Annotated in this window: 23 protein-coding genes and 2 pseudogenes; 5 read left to right on the top strand and 20 right to left on the bottom strand. The window is 38.4% G+C overall.

The window, feature by feature from the left end; genetic code table 11:
- Window positions 1-323 precede the first annotated feature (323 nt).
- The 5 genes from ACQCT5_RS17500 to ACQCT5_RS17480 all read right to left on the bottom strand — a co-directional run bounded on the left by ACQCT5_RS17500 (window position 324) and on the right by ACQCT5_RS17480 (window position 3962).
- Entirely contained in the window at window positions 324-806 is a 483-nt protein-coding gene (locus tag ACQCT5_RS17500; protein WP_499643619.1) for an SRPBCC family protein, read from the bottom strand.
- A gap of 329 nt (window positions 807-1135) precedes the next feature.
- The gene (locus ACQCT5_RS17495) at window positions 1136-1897 is read right to left on the bottom strand and encodes a PAS domain S-box protein (RefSeq protein WP_499643617.1); all 762 of its coding nucleotides are present in this window, start codon (window positions 1895-1897) and stop codon (window positions 1136-1138) included.
- 47 nt (window positions 1898-1944) lie between these two features.
- A complete protein-coding gene (locus ACQCT5_RS17490; protein ID WP_499643615.1) occupies window positions 1945-2436 on the bottom strand; it encodes a carbonic anhydrase in 492 nt (163 codons plus the stop codon).
- 14 nt (window positions 2437-2450) lie between these two features.
- The gene (locus tag ACQCT5_RS17485; protein ID WP_499643613.1) at window positions 2451-3455 is read right to left on the bottom strand and encodes a sodium-dependent bicarbonate transport family permease; all 1005 of its coding nucleotides are present in this window, start codon (window positions 3453-3455) and stop codon (window positions 2451-2453) included.
- Between the two features lie 150 nt (window positions 3456-3605).
- Window positions 3606-3962 (bottom strand): Na-translocating system protein MpsC family protein, encoded by a 357-nt coding sequence (locus tag ACQCT5_RS17480; protein WP_499643785.1) that lies wholly within the window; start codon window positions 3960-3962, stop codon window positions 3606-3608.
- Window positions 3963-4317: 355 nt separating this feature from the next.
- On the opposite strand from ACQCT5_RS17480, the gene ACQCT5_RS17475 reads away from it, so the two are divergent.
- Window positions 4318-5337: a DUF3231 family protein gene (locus ACQCT5_RS17475; protein ID WP_499643611.1), complete on the top strand. Its 1020-nt coding sequence runs from the start codon at window positions 4318-4320 to the stop codon at window positions 5335-5337.
- Between the two features lie 524 nt (window positions 5338-5861).
- On the opposite strand, the gene ACQCT5_RS17470 is transcribed toward ACQCT5_RS17475, so the two are convergent.
- Together ACQCT5_RS17470 and ACQCT5_RS17465 are read right to left on the bottom strand one after the other, a co-directional pair.
- On the bottom strand, window positions 5862-6140 hold the full coding sequence (locus tag ACQCT5_RS17470; protein ID WP_499643609.1) for a hypothetical protein: 279 nt from the start codon (window positions 6138-6140) through the stop codon (window positions 5862-5864).
- 779 nt (window positions 6141-6919) lie between these two features.
- Entirely contained in the window at window positions 6920-7393 is a 474-nt protein-coding gene (locus ACQCT5_RS17465; protein ID WP_499643607.1) for a hypothetical protein, read from the bottom strand.
- 283 nt (window positions 7394-7676) lie between these two features.
- Between ACQCT5_RS17465 and ACQCT5_RS17460 the strand changes: the two are divergent.
- Window positions 7677-7859: pseudogene (locus ACQCT5_RS17460) on the top strand (hypothetical protein); the annotation flags it as partial.
- A gap of 110 nt (window positions 7860-7969) precedes the next feature.
- Here ACQCT5_RS17460 and ACQCT5_RS17455 read toward each other — a convergent pair.
- A pseudogene (locus ACQCT5_RS17455) lies at window positions 7970-8396 on the bottom strand (GyrI-like domain-containing protein); the annotation flags it as partial.
- A 481-nt stretch (window positions 8397-8877) separates the two neighbouring features.
- On the opposite strand from ACQCT5_RS17455, the gene ACQCT5_RS17450 reads away from it, so the two are divergent.
- The gene (locus ACQCT5_RS17450; protein ID WP_499643605.1) at window positions 8878-9117 is read left to right on the top strand and encodes a hypothetical protein; all 240 of its coding nucleotides are present in this window, start codon (window positions 8878-8880) and stop codon (window positions 9115-9117) included.
- Between the two features lie 204 nt (window positions 9118-9321).
- Here the strand turns inward: ACQCT5_RS17450 and ACQCT5_RS17445 are convergent, their stop codons facing one another.
- The 6 genes from ACQCT5_RS17445 to ACQCT5_RS17420 all read right to left on the bottom strand — a co-directional run bounded on the left by ACQCT5_RS17445 (window position 9322) and on the right by ACQCT5_RS17420 (window position 15532).
- The gene (locus ACQCT5_RS17445; RefSeq protein ID WP_499643603.1) at window positions 9322-9837 is read right to left on the bottom strand and encodes a YusW family protein; all 516 of its coding nucleotides are present in this window, start codon (window positions 9835-9837) and stop codon (window positions 9322-9324) included.
- Window positions 9838-9865: 28 nt separating this feature from the next.
- Window positions 9866-10537: a phosphatase PAP2 family protein gene (locus ACQCT5_RS17440; protein WP_499643601.1), complete on the bottom strand. Its 672-nt coding sequence runs from the start codon at window positions 10535-10537 to the stop codon at window positions 9866-9868.
- Window positions 10538-10611: 74 nt separating this feature from the next.
- Window positions 10612-12531, bottom strand: a complete 1920-nt coding sequence (locus ACQCT5_RS17435; RefSeq protein WP_499643599.1) for a vWA domain-containing protein — start codon at window positions 12529-12531, stop codon at window positions 10612-10614.
- Between the two features lie 11 nt (window positions 12532-12542).
- The gene (locus tag ACQCT5_RS17430; RefSeq protein WP_499643597.1) at window positions 12543-13418 is read right to left on the bottom strand and encodes an ATP-binding protein; all 876 of its coding nucleotides are present in this window, start codon (window positions 13416-13418) and stop codon (window positions 12543-12545) included.
- A 128-nt stretch (window positions 13419-13546) separates the two neighbouring features.
- Window positions 13547-14323: a TerC family protein gene (locus ACQCT5_RS17425; RefSeq protein ID WP_499643595.1), complete on the bottom strand. Its 777-nt coding sequence runs from the start codon at window positions 14321-14323 to the stop codon at window positions 13547-13549.
- Between the two features lie 270 nt (window positions 14324-14593).
- Window positions 14594-15532 (bottom strand): YncE family protein, encoded by a 939-nt coding sequence (locus ACQCT5_RS17420; RefSeq protein ID WP_499643593.1) that lies wholly within the window; start codon window positions 15530-15532, stop codon window positions 14594-14596.
- A gap of 168 nt (window positions 15533-15700) precedes the next feature.
- Between ACQCT5_RS17420 and ACQCT5_RS17415 the strand changes: the two genes are divergently transcribed.
- Together ACQCT5_RS17415 and ACQCT5_RS17410 are read left to right on the top strand one after the other, a co-directional pair.
- Window positions 15701-17068, top strand: coding sequence for an MATE family efflux transporter (locus tag ACQCT5_RS17415; RefSeq protein ID WP_499643591.1), 1368 nt, complete (start codon window positions 15701-15703; stop codon window positions 17066-17068).
- A 109-nt stretch (window positions 17069-17177) separates the two neighbouring features.
- Window positions 17178-17561: a hypothetical protein gene (locus ACQCT5_RS17410; RefSeq protein ID WP_499643589.1), complete on the top strand. Its 384-nt coding sequence runs from the start codon at window positions 17178-17180 to the stop codon at window positions 17559-17561.
- A 57-nt stretch (window positions 17562-17618) separates the two neighbouring features.
- Here the strand turns inward: ACQCT5_RS17410 and ACQCT5_RS17405 are convergent, their stop codons facing one another.
- The 6 genes from ACQCT5_RS17405 to hppD form a co-directional block, all read right to left on the bottom strand.
- The gene (locus ACQCT5_RS17405; protein ID WP_499643587.1) at window positions 17619-18461 is read right to left on the bottom strand and encodes a CAP domain-containing protein; all 843 of its coding nucleotides are present in this window, start codon (window positions 18459-18461) and stop codon (window positions 17619-17621) included.
- A 404-nt stretch (window positions 18462-18865) separates the two neighbouring features.
- A complete protein-coding gene (locus ACQCT5_RS17400; protein WP_499643585.1) occupies window positions 18866-20017 on the bottom strand; it encodes a homogentisate 1,2-dioxygenase in 1152 nt (383 codons plus the stop codon).
- Between the two features lie 16 nt (window positions 20018-20033).
- Window positions 20034-20945, bottom strand: coding sequence for a fumarylacetoacetate hydrolase family protein (locus ACQCT5_RS17395; RefSeq protein ID WP_499643583.1), 912 nt, complete (start codon window positions 20943-20945; stop codon window positions 20034-20036).
- Between the two features lies 1 nt (window position 20946).
- Window positions 20947-21564, bottom strand: a complete 618-nt coding sequence (locus ACQCT5_RS17390; protein ID WP_499643581.1) for a flavin reductase family protein — start codon at window positions 21562-21564, stop codon at window positions 20947-20949.
- Entirely contained in the window at window positions 21561-22673 is a 1113-nt protein-coding gene (gene hisC / locus ACQCT5_RS17385; RefSeq protein WP_499643579.1) for a histidinol-phosphate transaminase, read from the bottom strand. The genes ACQCT5_RS17390 and hisC overlap by 4 nt, the downstream gene beginning before the upstream one ends.
- Before the next feature lie 253 nt (window positions 22674-22926).
- Window positions 22927-24045 carry a 4-hydroxyphenylpyruvate dioxygenase gene (hppD, locus tag ACQCT5_RS17380; RefSeq protein WP_499643577.1) on the bottom strand — a complete coding sequence of 373 codons (1119 nt, stop codon included), beginning with the start codon at window positions 24043-24045 and terminating at the stop codon, window positions 22927-22929.
- Window positions 24046-24124: the final 79 nt, after the last annotated feature.

The following is a 24124-nucleotide window of genomic DNA, read 5'->3' as shown; positions in this document are numbered from 1 at the left end:
TTAGGTGCTCATAACTAATGAGTTCGCCTCTTGTACTTCCCCATAACTCAAATGAGCACGGTAGTAAGACTACACTTTAAGGGTTAACCTGAAGCACCTTAATCCAGTCGACATCTCAACCATATACCGATGAATTAGGCGCTCTCCCCTTTTCAAAATATGAATGAGCTGCGTCTACTTTAGTTGCCTTCTCCCAGAGTTACAGATATTAATTTTCATGGTGGTTGACTGTGTTGCTTCACAATCTTACTCAAAATTAAAAAAATGAATGCTGATCCTTGTTCCATGATCGCGCCCTATTATGGAAAAACTTTTTATATTCTTTAACGTTCCATATTAAATGCTTCACTATAGATTTTACGCAGCTTAGTTGAGTTATCGTGCCACTTAATTGGTTTACCATTGACGATTTGGGCTAATACATCCAGACACCTATGCCATCCTGCCGCAGTATTAACTGCCCATGAATCATCGTTAAAAGTATGGGTAAAGATCATTCGACAACCTTCATCCTCTTCCACCAATGAAATGTTTATCATATCATCAACTTCACGGAAACCAAATAAATATGGTTCTTCTAACTCTGTAATAGTACCATTATATGTCGTTCCTTCACCGTCATCGAAGGCGATCTGGCCACCAACTCTGAGATCCATCCCCCCGGTTGCGAAAGGGTACCATTGGGAGAAGCAACTAGGATTCTTAATGACAAGGAAAACCTCTTCTGAATTATGAGGAAAAAATCGTTCAAATCTTATAGCGTAACGACTGTTTGACTCATGTAGGGTACCATATCCATTCATCATTTCATCCTCCATCTTTTCATCGTTGAAGTTTTGCAATTACCACTAATTCTAGGAATAGGATCAAAAAAGCATCAACAATCTCATATCCGTTTTCATGCTTTTATTGTACCAAACATTCATAAATTTTTTCGGCAAAAAAAAGAAATCACTCGCTATATATTGAGTTTAAGTAAAAATAACCTTGAATTGAAGTTGTTCAGAGTAATTCATAAAATCCCCCTTATCTAAACTAACTTGCCCCGGTAGAGCTCAATAAGAAATTAAATATAAAAGGACGCTAATCCTTCCCAGATTACCATGCCCTCAATTTTGATAAGAAATATCTGGTTTTACTTCGTATTATTTACCCCTAAAAAGTATAAGGCATCCTTAACAGTAGAAAAAGTAATGATGTTTTTTAAGTTGATGCCATGTTTAACTGCTTCTACAGCTAATTGGGGCCTTACCCCTGTTAAAATGCACTTTACCCCTAGTAAATTTAGTACATTGTTAATCCTAAAGAGGGAGTCAACAACTAACTCATCAATTTCATAAATCCCTGAACAATCTATAATTAAATGGCTAACCCCTTGCTCTTGAACATTAACTGGTACTAATTCTAATAGTTGTACTGCCCTATCCTGATTGATTGCTCCTAACAAAGGAAGTATAGCAATTCCATCTGAAAAAGATACGATTTTTGATGCTAGCTCATTTATTTGTATATACATTTCATGTTTTATTTTTTCTTGCTGTTTTCTCTCCGTGATATCTTTTACATAAGTTTGGATTGCTTTTGTTTCCCCTATTTTAATAGGATGGCAATATAACTCAACATCAACTGGAGTTCCATCCATTCTATAGATAGTTTCCTCAATAACCTCCGCTGGTTTACTATAAGCCCCCGATATTCTTTTTGTAATCGAAGGTTTAGAGGTTTCTTTAAAGATATCTAAAGGACTGGCCCCAATTACCTCGTCCCTTGAACTTTGAAAAAATTTTTCTGCTGCTCTATTTATATATATTATCTTCAACTGCGAATGGACAATTAGTGGATCCAATGAATATTCCATTACTTCTTTGTAATTGATACTTTCTATATTATCACTCATAACATCACTCCTTATATAAATAGAAATTCATTTATTGTAGTGTACGGTCAATTTCCCCCATTGAAACAAGTTTGATAGTCGAAGGTCTTCGTATTAACAATATATCCATGAACGCTCACCGACCCGGGTATCATTGGGTGTTTATTAATAAAATCTATATTGTTTTGGATTATACCCTCAATATTCTTTGACCCTGTTAGCCATTTTATCACATCATTTCCAGCAGCTTTAATATAATTGAGAGTTTGAATAACTTCTAAATTTACTCCCTCTTTTTCAAGTAGAGTAATAAGCCTTTCTTCACTAATGGAGAAGGCTTTGTCTTCCCTATCCACAATAATATAAATTTCTTCTATTTTTTCAAGGTAAACAGCCAATATAATATTTCTCATAATACAACTATAGCCTTGTGAGATTTCTGCTCCATAACTATTGATTATTAGTAAGTCTTCTAGTTTCCTGTTTGTAATGCCTGGGAAAAATTGTTCTAATTCCTTATTAAAACCTGTTAATACTAGTGCTTTCTTGAAATTCCCCATTCCAATACCCCCAATTATAACAATTTTGCTATTTCATAATATAATGGTATTCCTATGATTAGATTTAATGGGAACGTTACACCCAGCGATAATCCCAAATAAATAGACGGATTCGCTTCTGGAACAGATGTTTTTAATGCAGCTGGTGCAGCAATATACGAAGCACTGCCTGCTAAGACTCCCATCAATGTAGCCCCTCCCAGTGATAAACCTATACTGCTCCCAATTAAAACTCCTAATGAACCCAAAACCAACGGGGTACTTATACCAAAAATCAACAGCTTTACTCCGTGCTGCCTTACTTCTGGTAATCGTTGTCCCGCTATGAGTCCCATATTTAATAAGAAGAGAATGAGAACACTATTATATAAATCTAAAAACAGCGGTTTAACCATTGGGACCATCTCTTCTCCAAGAGCCAACCCGATAAACAAGCTCCCCAGTAAAAGCAAGATACTTTTTCCAAAGAGGCTTTCTCTAATTACTTCCATATCAAATAATTTAATGGATGATGGTACAAACCCAACGCTATGAGACGGAATACTTAGCGATGTTTTGTTTTTCTCCATTATTTTCATTAAAAGGATAGAAACCAAGATTGCAGGACTTTCCATCAACACAACCATAGCATTCATAAAACCTTCATAGTCAGTACCACGGCTATCAAGAAAAGAAATGGCAGCACCATACGTAACAATACTTATAGACCCATAAGTAGCTGCAAGACCGATAGAGTTTTTAAAATCCATTTTCATCAAACGCATAATAAAGAGTATGATAAATGGGATCATCCCCCCTATTAGCAGTGTTGCCATGATGGGCCAGATTACAGATTGAAGGGAGTATTGGGATAGTTCAATCCCGCCCTTAAGCCCTATGGCAATTAGAAGATAAATGCTCAACCCTTCACTTAGCCCATTCGGAAACTTTAAATCTGATTTGAAAATTGCTGCCAAAAGTCCCAATACAAAGAACAGGACTACAGGTGATAATAAATTTTGCATAATAATTTCTGACATGGACGTCTCCCCTCCTGAATTTGAATCAAAAAAAACCGACAAATTCAGAAAAAATCGCCTTTTACAGCCAATTTTCCATCAACTTGTCGGTTTACCTCCAATTGTTTAAAACCCTTGGAAAGTCTCCCAGCTTTTTTATATTTTTCCCAACTATTTCTCAAAGTTATTACATAGCTTAAATACCATGACGCGTTCTCCTGTAACAGTACTAATATCTGTATAAAAGCTTTTCGTTTCTTCTCCAGTAATGTTTCTAATAATATCTTTTAGTTCTTCAACCCCAGACTCTACCAAATCAGAACGGGTTCTTTTTATTGAAATCATTCCTTCCTTGGTTCCACAAATGGTTAGCTCAGCGGGTGTTAGAACTCCCTTTAAATTCACAATGATCATATCACGCAATATATCTGTTTTAACAGACACAGAACCACGTCCTAAATAGTCCTTTTCCCATTGTGTCAATGCTTTACTAATTTCTGATTCAATCGACCCTTTTGTTTTCATAATTGTCCCTCCCATACCTAACCAATAAAAAAATCGGTATACTTCTTAACATTATACCCTCGTTAAGAAATATACCGATTTATCTTAATTTCTTCCTAAACTTGAGCCAGAAAAGTCTTTTTCACACAATCAATCAATTTATTAACAGTGCGCTAAAGCATTCTAAATCATCAGAAAGAATCATGATCTGTCGGTTATTAATTTAAGTACACTTTACCTTTAAATACAATGAATGTCAATCCTTAAAAATCCTATATGCCTTCAATTGAGAATTTAAAACCCTTTCTTCTTTTACTTAATAAAAATAAATTATTATAGGCAAAATAAATGTATCTGTATTTTATGTAGGAGGACAAATATGGTATCTCATTCTAATCTAAAGTTGACATCAGCAGAGATTGCAACTCTTTGGACTACTTATCAAAATGATACTTTATCAGTATGTATAACTGAATATTTTTTGGCAAAAAACGAGGATCCTGATATAGAACCAATAATACAAATGGCGAGGACTATGTCCGAACAACATATTGGGTTTATTACTCAAGTATTTAATACTGAGAATTTCCCTATACCAGTAGGTTTTTCTAAAGAGAAAGATGTGTTTCCAAATGTTCCGCGAATATATGAAGATACATTCTTTTTATTGTTTTTAAGACAAATGGCTAAAGTAGGAATGATAACTTATAGTGGGGCATTATCATTGGCAGTACGCGATGACTTAGTTAAGTTCTTCCAAGATTGTCTAGTGTCTACAAGTAATTTATACAAGAGCACAACTGAGGTTTCCGTACAAAAAGGAGTTTTAGTAAGACCACCATATATATCATACCCTGAAAAAGTTGGATTTGTGGAGGGGAAGGATTATTTAAGTGCCAGTTTAAACCCTTTTACAAGTAAAAGACCTTTAAATGCAATCGAAATATCACATTTATTTTTGAATACTGAAACTAATTTACTTGGTAGTATGTTAAGTACAAGCTTTGCACAGATGGCACAGTCAAAAGAGGTAAGAGAGTTTATGACACGAGCACAACAAGTTGCACAAAAGCATATAAAGTTGTTCGGAAAAACATTGTTAGATAGTGATATGCAGGCACCTATGTCGTGGGATACGAATGTTAAGAATTCCACAACACCAGCATTTTCCGATAAACTTATGATGTTTATTACAACTTTAATAAGTAATGCTGGGATGGGGAATTACGGATTGGCTGCTTCAGCAAGTATGAGGATGGATTTAGGAACCGACTATTTTAGACTTGCATTAGAGGTTGCAAGGTTAGGGAAAAGTGGAGCTGATATAATGATTAAAAATGGCTGGCTTGAAGAGCCACCTCAATCCTCTGATCGTAAAAAACTTTTTCAAGAAAAATAACAAGGGTAGCTCTCTCCCGACTTATTTTTCTCCTTTATCTTTAGCATGTGTGCGGTTTAACCAAACATGAATCCTGTCCCGGAAGACAAAGATTAAGCAGTGTTTTTTTTTAGTCTTTCGTCTTCTAAATTTTTCTGTATTAACTTAAGTACATTCTATCGAAACGTCACCTAAAATAAAAAGACCGTTTAGTGTATTATCAGTATTTATCGTGTCGAAAAATAGGTTTACTACGTAGTAAAAGAGTTACGCCATAAATTAGCTCTAAGAAATGAGGCTGAACCTTATACCAGGAATCGCGCACGCTTGCTTTTATCATTCATCCACTATCTGAGCCATAGTTGCCAAGTAATATGTGATACCAATAACAAATTTTAAGACTACAGTATATCAAACCATAGACACTCTACTCCTTATATTTTAGTTCTAATCTATACCATTAATTTGCCTATTTCTCTATTATGTAGAGAGCGAACCAGCTATACTGCCTACCGCTCCAGCCCCCTTTTATTATTTTCATCAGCCTAACAATTTGATTCCTCGGCTTTAAGCAAATCACCGCTTTGGTTATCTACTTGAACAGTACCAAACTCACAATGCTCGTCGACTTCCCATTCAATGATGTACTTTCCCCAACCTTTGCTCACTGATTTTATATTAATTTCACTTTTTTCTTTGTTGAGGTCTTCAGTTATATGTTGCAGAACTAATGACTCTGCTTCCACTTGAGTAATTTTAGATTCAGAAATACCACAAGCAGCTAATATTAAAAGTAGGAATAACATAAAAACTGTTCTTGGCATCTTTTTTGCCCCTTTTCTTTCCTAGATTAAAATGGATATGTGTATATTAATGTTCTTATTCGCCTATCCTGCACATTAGCTTAATACCAATTATTTCATAATCAAAAAATTCCCTCAATAAGATAATCCAAAATCTGACCTAAAATGAAAAATAAGCGCTTACCCCCTGTTCAAGGATCGCGCCTGATTGTTGATATCCCTTATCTATTGATTAAAATTTGTACTGTGCAGCAAACGTATGAGATATAAATGAAAGTCCTTGTTTAACTAAAGCACCAGTTCAAGATAGGTATCAAATAATCCACCGAAAGTATAAAACATTAAGTAAAAACAGAATTATATAACTTGGAAATGAGTAAATTAACTTCCAATCATAATATTTAAACACATCAAACATATAAGTTGATATAGCTTCTAAACCTGTAGCAATAATTGAAAATGTTAGAATGTATAAAATTGTCTGTTTGTAATTTAGTTTTAATAAATCATAAAGATACAATAAGAAGTACCCGAATAAAGAATATAGAAAAATATAATTGATTAAGTCAAATAATTCAAAACTTGGCTTATCTAATATGTCATAGAAATCATGAGGAGGCATGGCTAAAAGATGATCTACTACAAAGCTTAAGAACAGGTTAAATAAAAAAATATTCAATGTTATGTTAGAAGGGAATCTTTTAGGAATGAAAAAAAATATTAATAACATGATAATACCAATAATTAGGATATACCATTCATTCTTATCAAAAGCCTTAGGTAATAAAGGTTCAATGAACTCATTTAACATTATGCTTCACCTCGATAAAAGAGTGGTATCCAAAAAAGAAAATTAAGTTACCAATAAGTAGTATGATTGACTCAATAAAAGAATAGGCAAGTCCCCATTTTTCAAATTCAACTACACCTGTCCATTTATTAATGTGTTCTAAGGCGGGTAATATTAATAACCAAGCTCCACAAACAACCACCTTATTAATCAAATTAATTTTTTTTATGGCAACAAACATGATTAAAGTTAAGAAAGGTAGTAATAAAATACGGTCAATATCAGAAGTAATTACAAGCAAAAAGGTATCTTTAACTTTATACCATTGGGTGTTTAATGAAACAAATTTATATAAAAGTAAAGTAAAGCAAATACTAAAAAACAGATATGATGTTCTATCAATCCGAATTGAATTAGCTCTTATGTAGCTTTTGCTTACCATAATTATGAACAAAAATACGATGCATTTTATTAGGGCTACCAAAAACATTTCCTCCTTATCCCTTTTTGTTAGTTTCACTCCCCAATGTATTAACATACATTTTTCTGTCCCACAATAAGTTAATTTACATTCTGGACAAAATAAAAATGGGTCCTATACCCTTTTCTAAGATCATTTTACGGTGCATTAGCGCCGCATAAATTCTAAGTAGAAAATTGACCTTCTGTAAGGGATAAAGATTGCCTTAATGCACACAATAGAATATATATTTGATTGTTTTTCTGGAAAAGACTTACCTAAATATTGGGAAAATGGTGAAATATAAATGGATAATTATACCAACAAAAATACCGCTAAACGGTATAGTGCACATGTAAGTATTTTAGGTACAACTCAAATTCATTTAAGGAATCCTTATATTATCGCATAGTGGTCTGCAGCATTTCCTGGATTTGGTCATATGATTTTATCAAAATATCTCAGAGGATTTACACTATTTGTTTGGGAAGAAGCTTACCATGTTCTGGATAAGTTCCCCTTTGTTGAATATTAATTTTCTATTGCATGGTATCTTTGTAATGGTCAACAAAAGCTCAGAAATACATTTCAACGATTATTTTACTTTTTCAAAACTGGAATCCATATTTCACATTTTACAGATGGTGAAGATAAATCTTTACTTTTAATCGATAAGATTTCAGGCCCTTCTGTTACTTGATAGTTCGAAGATGGGAACCACTCAGAATAAATTCTTCTCCAAGTTTCCTGAAGCGTGTGAGGAAATGGTCCAGTAGATTCAAATATCGCCCATATTAAGGCAGGAACTTCAAGTTTTGAAAACCTTCCAGGATTCTCTTGGGTTGTTGCCACTCCAATATACTGATCCAACTCCCCTTTCTCTTCCATACGTCCTTCAGAAAAGTTAGTTGATGCCTGAATCATTCCGCTGGGTTCAACATTGGAAAGTTTTTAGTAATTGGGATATTTTTTCCGCATCCAAGGATTTCCACATCGCTGCTATTTCCCTATTTTCTCCTTCGAAAATACCCCGACTTTTCCACAAGCAATTGCCCTTCTTCCGATTTGACCCATTCTAAAAATGATTCAAGATTAGGATTCGTTGCACTCGAGAAATGCACGGCGTAAAAAGGACTCACAAACGGATAGGTATCCTTTTGAATAGTTTCAATGTACAAGTTTATATAAATCCCTACCGGTGGTAATTATTAAAACGATTGTTCCATAAAATCCAATAAAAAAAAAGAAACTTATATGACAAGCGATGCAATAACTCTCATGATTTCCCCTTTAAAAGTTGTTTGACTCACCTGCCCTATTTCTCAATACCAATTATTTCAAAGCAGATTAATAAACACAATCATTTTTCCATAATTAAAAAGACACTTACCTTCTACAGAAAAGCGCTAGATAATGAATTGAGTAAACTTTTACCTGTTAAATAATGGTTCTAGTAAAAAAATACTATATAATTTAAAATCAAGATAAAACATCTTAGGAGTTACAATATGTGGTTAAAGATACTTTTAGGAATTATTGCAATTTTAGGCATTTTGCTTATGTGGTTTTCTGTGTTTGGTAAGAAAAAGGCTATTGATAATATGATTATGGGCGGTTCTTTTAGCTTATTTGAACTAGTATTTAATCTACTTATTGAGTTTTCACCAACTTTAGTAAAAAGAATACTACTATTCATTTTAGGATTAGCTATTGCATTTTTCTCTACAATGGGAGTAATTTACTCATAATAGTGTTGCTGGGGACGATTCTAAGACATAATAACTATCTAAGCTTCCTATTAACTATATAAGAAAAAGAGAAATGGACTGCTGAAACAGTCTGAAAGCACTGCAAAACGCAGTCCTTTTTGTTGTACCTATTTCTATACATTTTTCCATACAATTTAGGATTTTGTGAAAGATTAGGAACCCGTTAGGATATGCTCCCGTTTTTTATTTTTTCACTTTATATTCTTTTGATGTGCCATCAGCAAATGTTACTTCCAACTCAAATTCTGTATAGTCTTTACCCAGACTGAACTCTTCAAGGACCTGCGTTACCACTTCTTGCTCATCTGAGTTTGCGTCAATCTTAAGTTGCTCAAGCATTGGTGATAATTCATTGTATGCCTCATCACCATTTATGGCTTGGTCATTTACTGTATCCTCAATTTCCGCTTCGCCGTTACCTTCAGCTTCAAAGTCCGCTTCATACTTTTTATTGTCCTTATACTCGACATCCAAATCAAATTTGGTAAATGTATGACCTGTCTGTGATTCCAAATCTCCATTTAGCCCTTCTTCAGTTGTGCTTTCATCTCCTGGTGCCTGGGTTTCATCCTGTGCAGGGGCATTTTCAGGCGGTGCAGACATATTATCGTTGTCTGTGCCACACCCTGAAATAACAACAGCAGACAATAGAATGAACAGGACAGATAGTATTGCTTTTATTGAAAGAAATTTTTTCATCAAGTTTCCTCCTTCGTTAGTTTACCGGTTATTTTAGCCATTTTACAGTGAAAATACCCATTCGCAAAAAATCCCTCTCATGATTTTTGCTCCTTAATTTAGCCCATACGCCGATTAACAATGTCAGCCATGCTGCCCCAGCAAAGTAACCTGCCAACACATCCATTGGAAAGTGTACACCCAAGTAGATTCGGCTTATCCCAATCAATAAAATGATGATTGAGGCAAAGAATACTGTTATGTTTTTAATCACTTTTTTATGGACCATCACGAGACATAGAAATGCAAGCATCCCATAGACAGCCATGGAATTCATCGCATGGCCACTGGGGAAGCTGTAAAAGTGAACGTCAACAATATGTTCCAGGCTGGGTCGCTCTCTCTGGAAGACACGTTTGAGAAAAGTATTGAGAAGGCGGACCCCAAATATATTCACCCAGATCACCATGACAGCAAAAAAATATCTTTTCACGATTAAATAGATGGAAACCATAATCATCGCGGGATATAGAAAGTTCCTTGAGCCTAAAAATGACATGAAAATAAAAAACGAATCTATTTCCCAAAACTGATACCCCATTCTCCCCCACTGCTTATCAAAACTTTCCACAAATTGAAACTCCAATAAAAATGCCAACAGCAAAAACAGCATGCTTAAAAGGAAACTGCATCGAAATAGATACTTTGCTTGAATGATCATATCCTCCACCCCATCCGCAACTTCATAAAAAAAGCTAACTTACCCTAATAGGTATAGTTAGCCAATGTCTTTCTTTATAAACTTTTAAGAAGCAATTTTTTCAATAACGGGAATAGCACATCAGGAAGTTCCTCAATATTGGGAACCAGGATACTGTATTTTCCGTACATGTTTTGGATTGTTTTTACCTGGCTTTCCTCAATTTCGCCATTGCTGAGGAAAACGTTGATGACCTCAATGCCATTTTTGCGTGCATCCATTACTGCTTGATGTGTATCCACAATTCCATTCTGTTCATATTGCATCGCTGCAGGCTCACCGTCAGAAAAAACCAGCAGGAATTTCTGCTTTTCACTTCTGCTTAATAATCGTTTTGTCATATGACGAATAGCATATCCATCGCGATTGTCCTCTTCTGGTTCCAATTGCAGGATCTCCGGCCCCGATTTATTCTTCATGCTTGATGTAAAATCAATCACTGTCTTGAAAAAATTAGGTTGGCTTGTTGAAGTGGCATCATTTGTGTCTTCCCAAAATCCAACCACTTCATGGGGTACGAACACCGATTTAAGCGCTTCGTGGAACAACGTTATACCAAATTTTGTCTGCTCCATTTTATCGAACATGGATGCGGAACAGTCTACAAGCAATGTGAAAACAGCATCAATCTCAATGGAAGGGTTATCCCTCTTATAGAACATTTTCGGATTATCGTCTATAAACCACGGAAGTAGCTTCTTGCTTAGCCTGCCGAAAGCCAGTTCACTCCTGGGCAGGATTTTCTTATGCTCCAGCGTCTTCTGGATTAGCTGCTTCAGTTTCTTTTGATAGGCGGAGATGAACAGTTTATATTCTTCATAATCGTTCTTATGTTCTATCGTAACAGGCGAAGGGCTTAAGAATACAGGGTAGGCATATTTATTCTCCTTCCCGAATTCCAAATTCGATCCCCCTTCCTTCTTCTCCTCATTTTGCCGGACATCCATGGCTTCAATCGAGGAGAAGTCATTTTTATTGGTTTGTTTACTAGACCCCTGGACATAACCCATCGCCTGGTCTCCGTCTTCCCCTTCACGGCCACCCTCTCCCAACAGGTCCATTTTCGTACCCTGTTCCAGATCAAACTGCAAAAAACTCTGGGAATTGGACTCGGATTCCCTATGCCAGGTTGGAAGCTTGTCCTCATGAATTTCTTCTTCTGTTTCTTTCTCTTTTTTATCGTCATTCTTCAATTCGCTTTTCCGCTTTAGTTCATCGAATGTCTGATTATCCTTCATTTCCTCTTTTTCCATAAAATCCGGCAAAAGAAAATACATATTGAGCATATCTCTGTCCAAAAGGTCATCCATAACATCCACGATATTCAGACAGATTCTCTCTATTTCTGCAGTTGAATTTGCCTCATAACATTTTGACGCCTCTGCACTTAAATATGGTAGGGCAGGATCTATCTCACTACTGATAAAAGGAACCTCCTCCAACGGGTTATCAGTCGTTAATAAGAGATACAGCAGATTATATAAAGCATCTGTGGTAACGGTCCTATCGAGATTTACCTTTAACTGACTTCGGAAATACTTACGATATTCCTCCCTCCTTACGAGAAAGGATCGGGTGGTGCCAGGTCTTTCCCTTTTACATATTTCCTCAAGGCGCAAATCCTCCAGTAGCATAAAAAGCTGCCTGCTGAAACTGAATAAATGAGAAGTCCTGCATTTAGCCATGAAACGGGAAACGCTGGAAAAGTCCGTATATGGGATGGTTCCGACGCTCCTGAGATAAACATCGCTTTTCAACCCATGCATTTTTTCGGTATGAGGGTGGTTATCCCAAAAAAGGCTGATAAACATTGTATTCTCAAATGGGTCATAATAGGATTTGAAAGCATATGCAACTTCCAGGCTTTCTTTTTTTGCCAGTGACACCGCAAGATCGGCAAGCTCCATAAACAGGAAGGAATCAATTTTCTTATCGTTGAAAACTATAGGTCTCAATTGGCCATCCCTCAATCAAACAGAGTCTGGGCAACATTGAGTACAGCTGCCTTCTCACGTTCATCTTCCAGCTTTTCCATGATTCCTCTTTTTATGGCGCGAAGTGGTGGGATATAGACGGTCAAATCGCATGTGTCCAATAATGCACGAACTGATGCTGCTTCTTCTGACAGTTGACCATTCCTTACCAAAGCGATTAGGTCAGATGAGAGCGTTACGAATTTTTTCAGCAACCTTTCATCCTTCAACTGGGATTGTTCACGGAGAACATGCAACAGGACCTCCCCTTGGATATATGGGACATCGATGACGACAAAACGATTCTTAAGAGCTTCATTAAGTGGTACCGTTCCCACATATCCTTCATTGATCGCCGCAATTACTCCGAAGTCGGATTGCGCCATCACCACTTCACCCGTAAATGGATTGGTAATGGTTTTGCGGTAGTCGAGCACGCCATTCAGGATTGGCAAAGTTTCCGGCTTTGCCATATTGATTTCATCGATATATAACAAATGACCTTCTTTCATGGACTCAATCACCGGCCCTGGAACAAACTCAATGGATGCATGCCCTTCTATATTTTGAATCGTTTTAAATCCTAGTAGTGCTTCTGCATCAAGGTCGACGGAACAGTTGATGCTATGCATTGGCTTTTGGAAGATGGAGGATAAGGTCTCTGCAAGCTTCGTTTTTCCTGAACCTGTAGGGCCCTTCAACAGTACATTTTTACCAAGTGACAGGGCAATGATTGCATCAAAGATGATGCTCTCATCAGAGGCAGTGTATCCTCCTTTACCTATGAGATTTGATTTACTGATACCTGCTATTGGGCGGTTAATTTTTTCTTGGATATCACTTGGAAGGCTATTTATATTAAACAACATATTAGCTCCTTTTCTATGTAGAGGATATGGTATTACTATTGTTACACAAACTAGAAAAAAGCTGCTGACAAAGTATTGTCAACAGCTTAGTTTTATTATAGCAGTATATGTGATCTACTTAAAGTAATTTACTTGATGCTGTCTACTTCCTGAACATTTTTCTTCTTTCCGGAAATGATCCATGCTCCAACCGCAATACCGATCAGGACAACCCAGAACACCGTCTTGAATAGCGGGGAGTGCGGGAATTCATGTGGCAAGATGCCGAGATGAGCAAGTGTGAACACCAATAACTTGAACCCTACCCAACCTACGATGACAAATGCCGCTGTTTCTAAGCTCGGACGCTCTTTTAAAAGCTTCACGAACATAGTTGCGGCAAATCGCATGATGACTACCCCTACGAATCCACCAAGGAAGATGATGATAAATTGTCCACCGTCAATACCGCCGATTTGTGGAAGGTTTGTCTTTGGTAGTGTTAATGCCAGGGCGAATGCCGCCAATATGGAGTCAACCGCAAATGCGATATCTGCAAGTTCAACTTTAAAGACCGTCATCCAGAAACCGGATTTCTTTTCAGGCTTATCAACCGCTACTGCAGTTTCGGCTCTGTACACGACAAATCGGCGCCATAAATGATTAATTGCGATAAATAACAGGTATGCTGCACCGATTGCTTGGACCTGCCATATGTTAACAAGGAATGAAATGATGAATAAGGACCCTAATCTAAAAACTAATGCCCCGGCCAAGCCGTAAAATAATGCCTTTTTTCTTTGTTCTTCCGGTAAATGCTTTACCATGATGGCAAGTACGAGTGCATTGTCTGCTGCCAGTATACCTTCAAGACCGATCAGGACAAGAAGTACCCAACCATACTCCAATAATAACTGAAGTTCCATTTTTTCTCCTCCTAATTACAAAAGCCTCTACCTGATCGTAGGCAAAGGCTTTTTATACAACATAAAAAGACCTTCACCTAGACCTGTGTTAAGTTTAGGCAAAGGTCTTGCTAACAACGGAATCGTTGCCAATAAAGCCGGTGGCTGCCAGGCAGTCACGTAATGACGGCGATATTGTTTTCATAGCTACTCCCCTTTGATGGGCTTGTAAGTATATAATTTTAATATATTACTATTCTAGTAGCAACTCTTCGTCATGTCAAGATATAGTTAAATGTCTATTACTTGATCTACTTTTAAATATGCAATACCATCAGGGTGTATTCCAACATTAATTTTTTCAACCTCTTCTAGAAGGTTCATATCAATTATGGAAATATCGTTGGTCTTATTGTTTGCAACATAAGCAAACGTACCCTCCTCATTGAAGACTGTACCGCCTGGCCAGACCCCCACCCGGATCCGCTTCACTTCCCAAGGCCGGACGTTACCCTTCAATTCATGTGCCGTTTCGATGATGGACAAGTCTCCAGATTCGCGATTCGGTATCAATGCAAATTTTCCATCCGGGGAAAAGACAATCCTAATTGGTACATGTCCTATTCTACGTTTGTATTTCAGTTCATAATTTACAGTATCCAATACATATAAGGTGTCATCCTCTTGATTAGCCACATAGATCTCTTTACCATTTGGATGAACCGCTACCCCTTCCGGTCCCTTACCAACAGGAAAATGGCTTGAAATCTCTTCCGTTTCCGCATCAATCACTGTTATGGTATGGCTGCCGATATTCGGTATGTAAAGTTTCTTTCCATCAGGGGAAACAGCTACCATATGCGAGTGCTTCTGATCTGTAGATAGGATTTTCGTAATTTGGTCTGTCTCCGTGTCAAAAATGAATACTTTTTCACTGAAGGTACTTGCCATATAAAGCTTCTTACCATCATTGGATAATCCAAGTCCATGTGGAAATTGGAAATCGGGATGCTCTAACCGCTTTTCTATTTCAAATGTTTCATTGTTCATGATGTTCATTTTATTACCTTGGGAACAGGTGATGTACGTCTTTTTACCATCATGCGAAACAATTATTTCATGTGGATTAAAATCTGTTTCCACAGTCTTAATCGTTGTTTTAGTTTCTGTACATACAATGGATACAGTATCCTCATCTTTGTTTAGTACCAATAGATATCCTTTTGTCATATCTATCTCTCACTCCTTTTCGTCATGCTTAACGATATTACTATATCATATCTTTCAAAAAAGTAGCATTATTCAGACTATCTTCCTTTCGATTTATTTCTGTCCTCTAAATAATTCGGTTATGGTATAATCACCTAATTACAATGAATGAGAAGGATAGTGAATCGAATGAGACAAGTATTCTCCTACAAAGAACGCATAAAACTGTTCATAAAAATTGTCTTTCCCATCCTGGTCACTCAAATCGGCCTATTTTCCATGAACCTATTCGATATTATGATGACTGGAAATGTCGGGGCCCAAGATCTCGCAGGTGTTGCCATAGGTGCTGGTCTTTGGGTGCCTGTATTTACAGGATTAAGTGGAATTCTCCTTTCCATGACTCCTATAGTCGCTCAGCTGGTTGGAGCGACAAGAACCGAGAGTGTCCCTTTTTCCCTTACACAAGGTATGTATGTCGCAATTGCCATGAGTCTGTTGGTACTTTCCGTCGGTGCAATATTCATGGATCCCATACTTCAAAATATGAACCTTGAAGCCGAAGTGCGATATGTTGCAAAACACTATTTGATCGCATTGGGTTTTGGGGTTATCCCTTTATTCTGCTATACTGTCATTCGCTGTTTTATCGATGCACTCGGACATACACGAATTTCAATGATCATTACCTTGCTATCTCTTCCAACTAACGTAGTGCTCAACTATTTGCTGATTTTCGGTAAATTCGGCCTGCCACAATTGGGTGGCGTTGGAGCTGGTATTGCATCTGCAATTACGTATTGGGTGATTTTGATCATTTCACTTTATATTGTGCTGAAAAAGAAGCCGTTCACTCAATTCACTCTATTCAAAGTGTTATATCCCGTTTCTTTTACAAAATGGAAGGAAATTTTATTAATAGGCGTACCGATAGGATTATCGATTTTCTTTGAAACGAGTATATTCTCTGCAGTTACACTCCTGATGAGCTCGTTCGATACGGTGACAATCGCATCTCATCAGGTTGCCTTGAATTTTGCTTCCCTGCTTTATATGATCCCATTAAGCATATCGATGGCTTTAACGATTCTGGTTGGTTTCGAAGTTGGTGCCAATAGAATCAAGGATGCAAAGCAATACACCATTATCGGGGTAGTTTCTGCTGTGGCCTTATCATCCCTGTGCGCCATTTTCCTGTTTTTCTTCAAGGCTGAAGTGGCGGGGCTTTATACGAAGGATGCAGAAGTCATTGCCTTGACAACGTCCTTTTTACTGTATGCAATTTTCTTTCAGCTTTCTGATGCCATTGCTGCTCCGATACAAGGTGCGTTGCGAGGATTTAAAGACGTAAATGTTACCTTTATCATAGCCCTTATCTCTTATTGGGTCATCGGTCTGCCAGTTGGATATCTGTTAGCCAACTACACGGACTTTGGTGCATTCGGGTATTGGCTGGGACTTATCAGCGGGTTGGCAGCCGGAGCAATCGGACTTGCATGGCGACTGTCCATTGTCCAGAAAAATCATCTGAATTTCAAATCTCAGAAAGCAAGCTGATATGTTGGGAATCACACTATTCTTATAGGAATAATAGCAGGGATTTGTAGTTTCTTGTCGAATAAAGTAGATAAAACGATATTAACTACAATTTATGAGGAGATCTTATATGAATAGCTATGATTTCAATAAAGCGGTTTCTGTTCTTGATTTCTTTCAACAGGAATTAAATGTGCTCATCAGTCTACTGACAAAATATGAAGAAACACAATATGGTGAAAAATCCCTATTGCAAGCTGAAATCAAGCAACAATTCAAATATGTAAAAGATGAGTTGAAAAAGCAGATAAAAGTGCTCATCGAATTTGATGCAAATGCCTTGGTTGTCGAGTATCTTCTTCCTCCCTTATGTGTGGCCTCTACACATTTCCAGGATATCGGCATCAATAGGATCAATCCAAACAGCATTCACAAGGTAAGGCAGCTTGCACTGAAAGCTAACGGATTTATCCATAAGTATCATTCTCAGCTTGCAAATGATCAATTAGGATAAACCTTAAATCGCATAGTAAAAAGGCAGCCAGTTGGCTGCCTTTTTTTTCATCACCTATTATTTACCGATGAACATTTGAGTCCAGTAGTTACCATCTTCAACATGACCTACACCAATATGAGTAAACTCACCATTCATGATGTTCGCACGGTGTCCTTCGGAATTCATCCACGCATTCACCACTTCTTCTGGAGATTGCTGACCCATCGCAATGTTCTCACCTGCAGTACGGTACTCCACTCCGAATTGCTTCATCATATCAAACGGAGATCCGTAAGTTGGGCTGTTATGAGCGAAGTAGTTGTTCTTCTTCATATCATTGGACTTTTCTTTTGCTACTTTGCTTAATTCTTCATCAAGCTCAAGTGGTGCCAAACCTTGCTTTGCACGTTCAGCATTAGTAAGTTCTACTACTTTCTTTTCGAATTCACTAACAGCACTTGCTGTTTGTTCTGTTTTATTCTCTGCTGGCGCTTCAGCTTGCTGTTGTGGTGCCGATTGTTGTGGTGCCGGTTGCTGTGGTGCAGGAGTTGCTTCTGCTGCAGGCTTTTCTTCTGCTTTAGGAGCTTCTGGTGCAGGTTTTTCCTCTGCTTTAGGAGCTTCTACTGCTTCAGCTGGCTTTTGTTCTTGTTGTTTTTGTGGTGCTTCTGCTTGAGCTGGCGCTTGTCCTTGACCAAACTGTACTTTTACACCAAATTTGCTTTCGAGATCATTTATATAGTTATCTAAAAATGCTTTCACATCGTCTTGATTATTAAAAGTTTGAACTTTTGAACCTAAATCGCAAGTAGGTTTTGAAGGTGCATTTCCTTCAGCCTTTGCATTCATGCCGAATGGTGCTGCTGTTAATACCGCTGCTGTAGTGACAGCTGTTAATAATGATTTTTTGTTAAGTTTCATAGGTGAAATTCCCCCTTGAAAAATTTTTGTAGTGTTTTTTGCTACACGAAAATCATACCATGGGTTTTATGTAATAATACTGGGCAATTTTAGAAAATGAATGAAGCCATTTTACATAATAATTCCAAAAGGTGATTCACGCCAATATAGACAAGACTTGGTCAGATGACTGAGCCTACATCAATCAGAAAAGTTTTTCCCACAATCAACCAGCATTTATATATTATTCTAGTAAAATAGTATTGACATGTATTTTTTTTAGCTTCAAATATTACAAATCAGCCTTGAGGATTACATATATTACACAAAGTCAGCTTTCTGTAACATTCAAAGAAAGAAAACAAGCTTCTTACCAAATGCATGTTTCCATGACATGTGTAAGAAGCTTCGTTAACTTGTATCGCTTATTTTTCTATCCAGGTAAACATGTAATTCTTATCTTCAATCTCTTGCGCTTTTTTCACAATCTTCAAAGGTTTGAACGTATCAATCATGACTGCAAGCTCCAATGTTTCTTTTTTGCCGATGCTTGCTTCTGTTGTCCCTGGATGCGGACCATGCGGGATCCCTGAAGGATGCAAGGTAATGGAACCTATTTCGATTCCTTTACGGCTCATAAAATTCCCTTCAACATAGTAAAGAAGTTCATCACTGTTCACATTACTATGGTAGTAAGGGGCAGGAATTGCCTCCGGATGATAGTCATACAGCCTTGGCACAAAGGAGCAGACGACAAAATTATGCCCTTCAAAGGTTTGATGAACAGGAGGCGGCTGATGAACCCGGCCAGTGATTGGTTCAAAATCTTCTATATTAAATATCCAAGGATACAGATACCCGTCCCAGCCGACGACATCCAATGGATGGTGCCCGAGAATGTGGGAGTGCATAAAGCCCCGTGATTTGGTAAGTACCTCAAATTCCCCTTTTTCACTATAGGTTTCCAATACGTCTGGACCACGGAAATCCCTTTCGCAAAATGGACTATGCTCCAATAACTGACCATATTCATTACGATATCTCCTTGGTGTCGTCAGCTGGCTGAAGGACTCGATAAACAAAATCTTTGTTTCCTCAGCAGGCAGCACACGATAGATGGTCCCGATTGGAATGGTTACATAATCCCCCGGTCGATACGTCAAGGTACCAAACATCGTCTCCACCTTCCCGGAGCCGTAATGAATGTATAACATCTCATCTCCGTCACCATTACGGTAATAGCTTTTCATGTCCTCTGTAACTAGTGCTGTACCAATCAGGAGATCATTGTTTCCAAGCAGATACTCCCTGGCATCCAATGCATTTCCCTTTTTTTCTATGGAAGTTGTCTTTAGATGACGGTGATTCAATGCAGTATGCTCTTCATATTCAGGAAGATAGCTATACAGGACCTCAGATTTCACCACTTCCGTCGGCAAAAAATGATGATAAAGGATGGACTGTGACCCTGAAAATCCCTTCGTACCCATCACCTGTTCCCGAAAAAGAGAACCATCTTCTTTTTTGAACATCGTATGGCGCTTATGTGGAATCTCTCCCATTTTCCGATAATACATTTTACACCCCTCCTACCTATTTGATAGTATTGACCAGTTTTCCAAGCCCGGTAATGGATAATTCCACTGTGTCCCCAGCTTTTAACCAGCGATGAACATCCGTTCCAAGCTCCAATATACAGCCGGTGCCGACTGTTCCTGAACCGATCACTTCACCGGGATACAACGTCACATCTGCGGAAGCCCGTTCTATCATCTCGGCAAATGTGTAATGAATCTGTTGGAAGTTCCCGTGCGACAGCTGTCTTCCATTGACACTGGCCGTCATGGTTAAATCATATCTGTCATTCTTCTTGTATCTCTCCAATTCATCCTTGGTCACGATCCACGGACCGAGTGTCGTGGCGAAGTCCTTCCCCTTGGCAGGTCCGAGCCCCACTTTCATCTCTTTCGCTTGAAGGTCCCTTGCGCTCCAATCGTTCATGATACAATATCCGAAAATATGAGCCTCTGCCTCTTCAGCTTTTATGTTTTTCCCCTGTTTCCCAATAATGCAGGCTATTTCCAATTCGTAATCAAGCCAGTCACATTGATCGGGCTTTTCGATTGCCTCAGCTGGTGCCTTTATCGCCAAATGGTTGGTGAAATAGAAAACGGGAATTTCATACCACTCGGGGATGACCTCTAACCCCCTTTTTGCCCTGGCAGTTTTCACATGCTCCTCAAACGCATAGAAATCCCTTACACTTACAGGCCTTGGTAATGGCGAGAGAAGCTGAACTTCATTGAGCGAATAACGGCCATGTATACTCTGAGCCTGAACTGTCTCATGGACGATGTCAGCCATGCTTTCGTGTTGCTCAATAAAAGTCAGCATGTTTTTTGGAAGTTTTCCTCCCGAAGCCTCATGCATACCGACAGCATGGTCACCATCAAGCCATCCTGCACACTGCTCCCCGTTGTCTTTGATAAAGCTTATATATTTCATGTTATTCTCCTCTTTTGCGGACTAGCTCGAACATATCACTAGTTGCCCTGGAGTACATATTACCTGCCATTCTTCCAACAGGATTCAATTTTTTCGTATCTATCTTGCCTTCATAATATAGATCATCCGCGATATGTACCATTTCGACTTTCCCAATCACCAAACTACCTGCACCAGGTTCATCACCGAAATGCAACACTTCATGTAAGGTACACTCAAGCTGAACACCGCTTTCCTTCACTCTTGGTGATGAAATCATATGACTATCGACCTTGGTAAAGCCCGACTCATGAAATTCATCCACTTTACTTGGAAATTCAGTAGCTGTGATATTCATCTTTTCCACCATTTCTTCACTTACGATATTGATGACAAATTCCCTTGTTTCCTCAATGTTTTCCAGCGTGTCTTTTTTTGCACCGTCACGACCTCTTCTCATCGGTGAAAAACAGACAAGCATCGGATCTGCACATATGGCAGTAAAGAAACTGAAAGGCGCAATGTTTGCTATTCCTTCTTTATTAATAGAGGAAACAAGGGCTATGGGTCTTGGTAAGATGGACCCGACTAATAATTTATAGGCATCTTTCCATTCAAGACTGCTTGGCTGAACATTCATGAAACCCCACCATTCCTATTCTCGATATTTTTGAGGCACTTGATAAAATAGTGATTGTCCTGCATGGAACTGATGGTAACCCTAATTGCATCTGGATATCCTAGTGCAGCGCCGGATTTAACAAGGAGACCATGCTTCAACAACTCTCTGCAAACAATGTCACCAGGCAGTCCGGTGTGGACCATCATGAAATTCGCCTGAGTAGGGAAGAAAGAGTATCCCATCTTGGTAAGCTCCGTTTCTAATAAGTGCTTCCCCTCTTCATTTCTTTCCACACATTCCAAACGGAACTCCTGATCCTCGAGCGCCACAATAGCTGCAGCCTGGGCAAGCTGGTTCACATTGAATACCTCTTTGACCTTGTTAAGTTCCGCTGCGATATAGGAATTCATCAATCCATAACCGATTCTTAGACCAGCAAGTCCATAGACTTTTGAAAACGTCCGAAGAATCACCAGATTACTGTATTTCTTTAAGTATGGAACAGACTGAAGATACTTCTCACTTGTTGCATACTCGTAGTACGCTTCATCAAGTACAATCAATATATGTTCAGGGACCTTTGCAATAAAGTCCTCTAATTTATTTTTTTCCACAATCGTGCCAGTGGGATTGTTGGGATTGCAAACGAAAATAAGCTTTGTGTTCTCCGAAATGCTTGCGAGCATCCTATCCAGGTCATGTGTTCCATCAATCAGCGGGACCAAAATAGGTCGGCCACCTTCGATGGTTACATTGGTTTTATACCTTGGAAAGGTGATTTCCGCCATAATAGCTTCATCTCCCGCATTCAGGAAGGCCCTTAATAAAAGACGGATGATTTCATCGGAACCATTTCCGATAAAAAGCTGATCATTTTTTACTTTTAGAAATTCCGCCAGCTTGGTCGTAAGCAATCTCGCAGATCCGTCCGGGTATGTAAATAAATGATCAAGTTGATGTGTCAGATGGTTTTTCACTTTTGCGGAACATCCAAAGACATTTTCAATTTCGGATAAATTGATGATGCTTTGCAAACCCATTTCATTTTGCAGATCCAAGACACTTTTTCCCAATGGATAGGCAGTCACCATCTGTAGAATTTCCCTGCTCTTTACTTTTACTGCCATTATTTATCCCCCTTTTAAAAAAAGGAGGGCTAAGATACCTCCTTTTTTCTGTGAAGCTTATATAAAATTGGCTCGGTTAAACACCGCTGTTGATTTCCGCACTAGGCTGCGCTTTCCGCGGAGCTTGCGAGAGCCTCCTCGGCTTCGCCTGTGGGGTCTCCACTAATCGCTACCTCCCGCAGGAGTCTTCCCCTATTGCTCCAATCAACAGCTAATATTCAAAAAACAACCTTTTCTATAACAAAACTAAACTTTAAAGATTCCCTCTTAGTTCTTGTTCTCTTTCGATGGATTCAAACAATGCCTTGAAGTTTCCTTCTCCAAACCCTTTGGCACCTTTGCGCTGAATCACTTCTATGAATAGAGTCGGTCTATCCACTATCGGTTTGGTGAAGATCTGAAGCAGGTAGCCTTCGTCGTCCCGGTCAACCAGGATACTCAATTCACGAAGCTTGGCAATCTCTTCATCGATTTCTCCGACCCGTTCTGAAAGCATTTCATAATACGTATCAGGTGTGTTCAAGAATTCCACGCCGTTCTCTTTCAGCTTGCTGACCGTTTGTACGATGTCTTCCGTTAGTATGGCAATATGCTGAACCCCTGCGCCATTATAGAATTCAAGATACTCCTCAATCTGAGATTTTCTTTTTCCTTCCGCAGGCTCATTGATCGGGAACTTGATACGACCGCCATTGTGCATCACTTTTGACATCAATGCAGAATACTCCGTATTGATATCTTTATCTGTAAAATGAGTCATTTCCTTGAAGCCCATCACTTTTTCGTAGTATGCAACCCATTCCTCCATACTTTCAACATTCCCAACTACATGGTCGATGCCGATGATTCCTGCATCCTTAACTGGAGTGGAGTTCTTATACGCTCTGAAACCTGGCATGAATACACCGGAATAATTCTTTCTCTCCACCAGAGAATGGATTGTATCGCCATATGTACCGATGACAGCTTTTTTGATGCTTCCATGCTCATCTGTCAGTTCCTGTGGAGGTTGCAATGCGATAGCGCCTCTTTCAACGGCAGTATTGTAAGCCTTCTCAACATCATCCACCAAAAGGGCGATATCTTTCACGCCATCTCCATGCTTTTTTACAAACTCGGATATTCTTGTATCCTGCTTGAGAGAACCGGAAATAACAAGACGCACATTACGCTGTTTCAAAACGTAGGAGACATTCTCCCTGTTCCCTGTTTCAAGACCGGAATAGGCAATTGGTTGAAAACCGAATGCAGTGGTAAAAAAGTGGGCAGCCTGTTTTGCATTACCTGTATATATTTCCAAGTAATCAACATCTCTTACAGGAAAGAAATCTTCTGTTTGTGGTTGGTTTTGCATCGCTTTTTCTACGTTCATTTTGACCCCTCCAAAAATATATTGAAAAATATTTTTATTCTGAATTTAATATAATGGATAATTCAGTACTCTCGCAAGA

This window comes from Sutcliffiella halmapala, assembly GCF_050107295.1.
Classification (GTDB): Bacteria; Bacillota; Bacilli; order Bacillales; family Bacillaceae_I; genus Sutcliffiella_A; species Sutcliffiella_A halmapala_A.
This window is presented reverse-complemented; position numbering and strand designations above follow the sequence as displayed.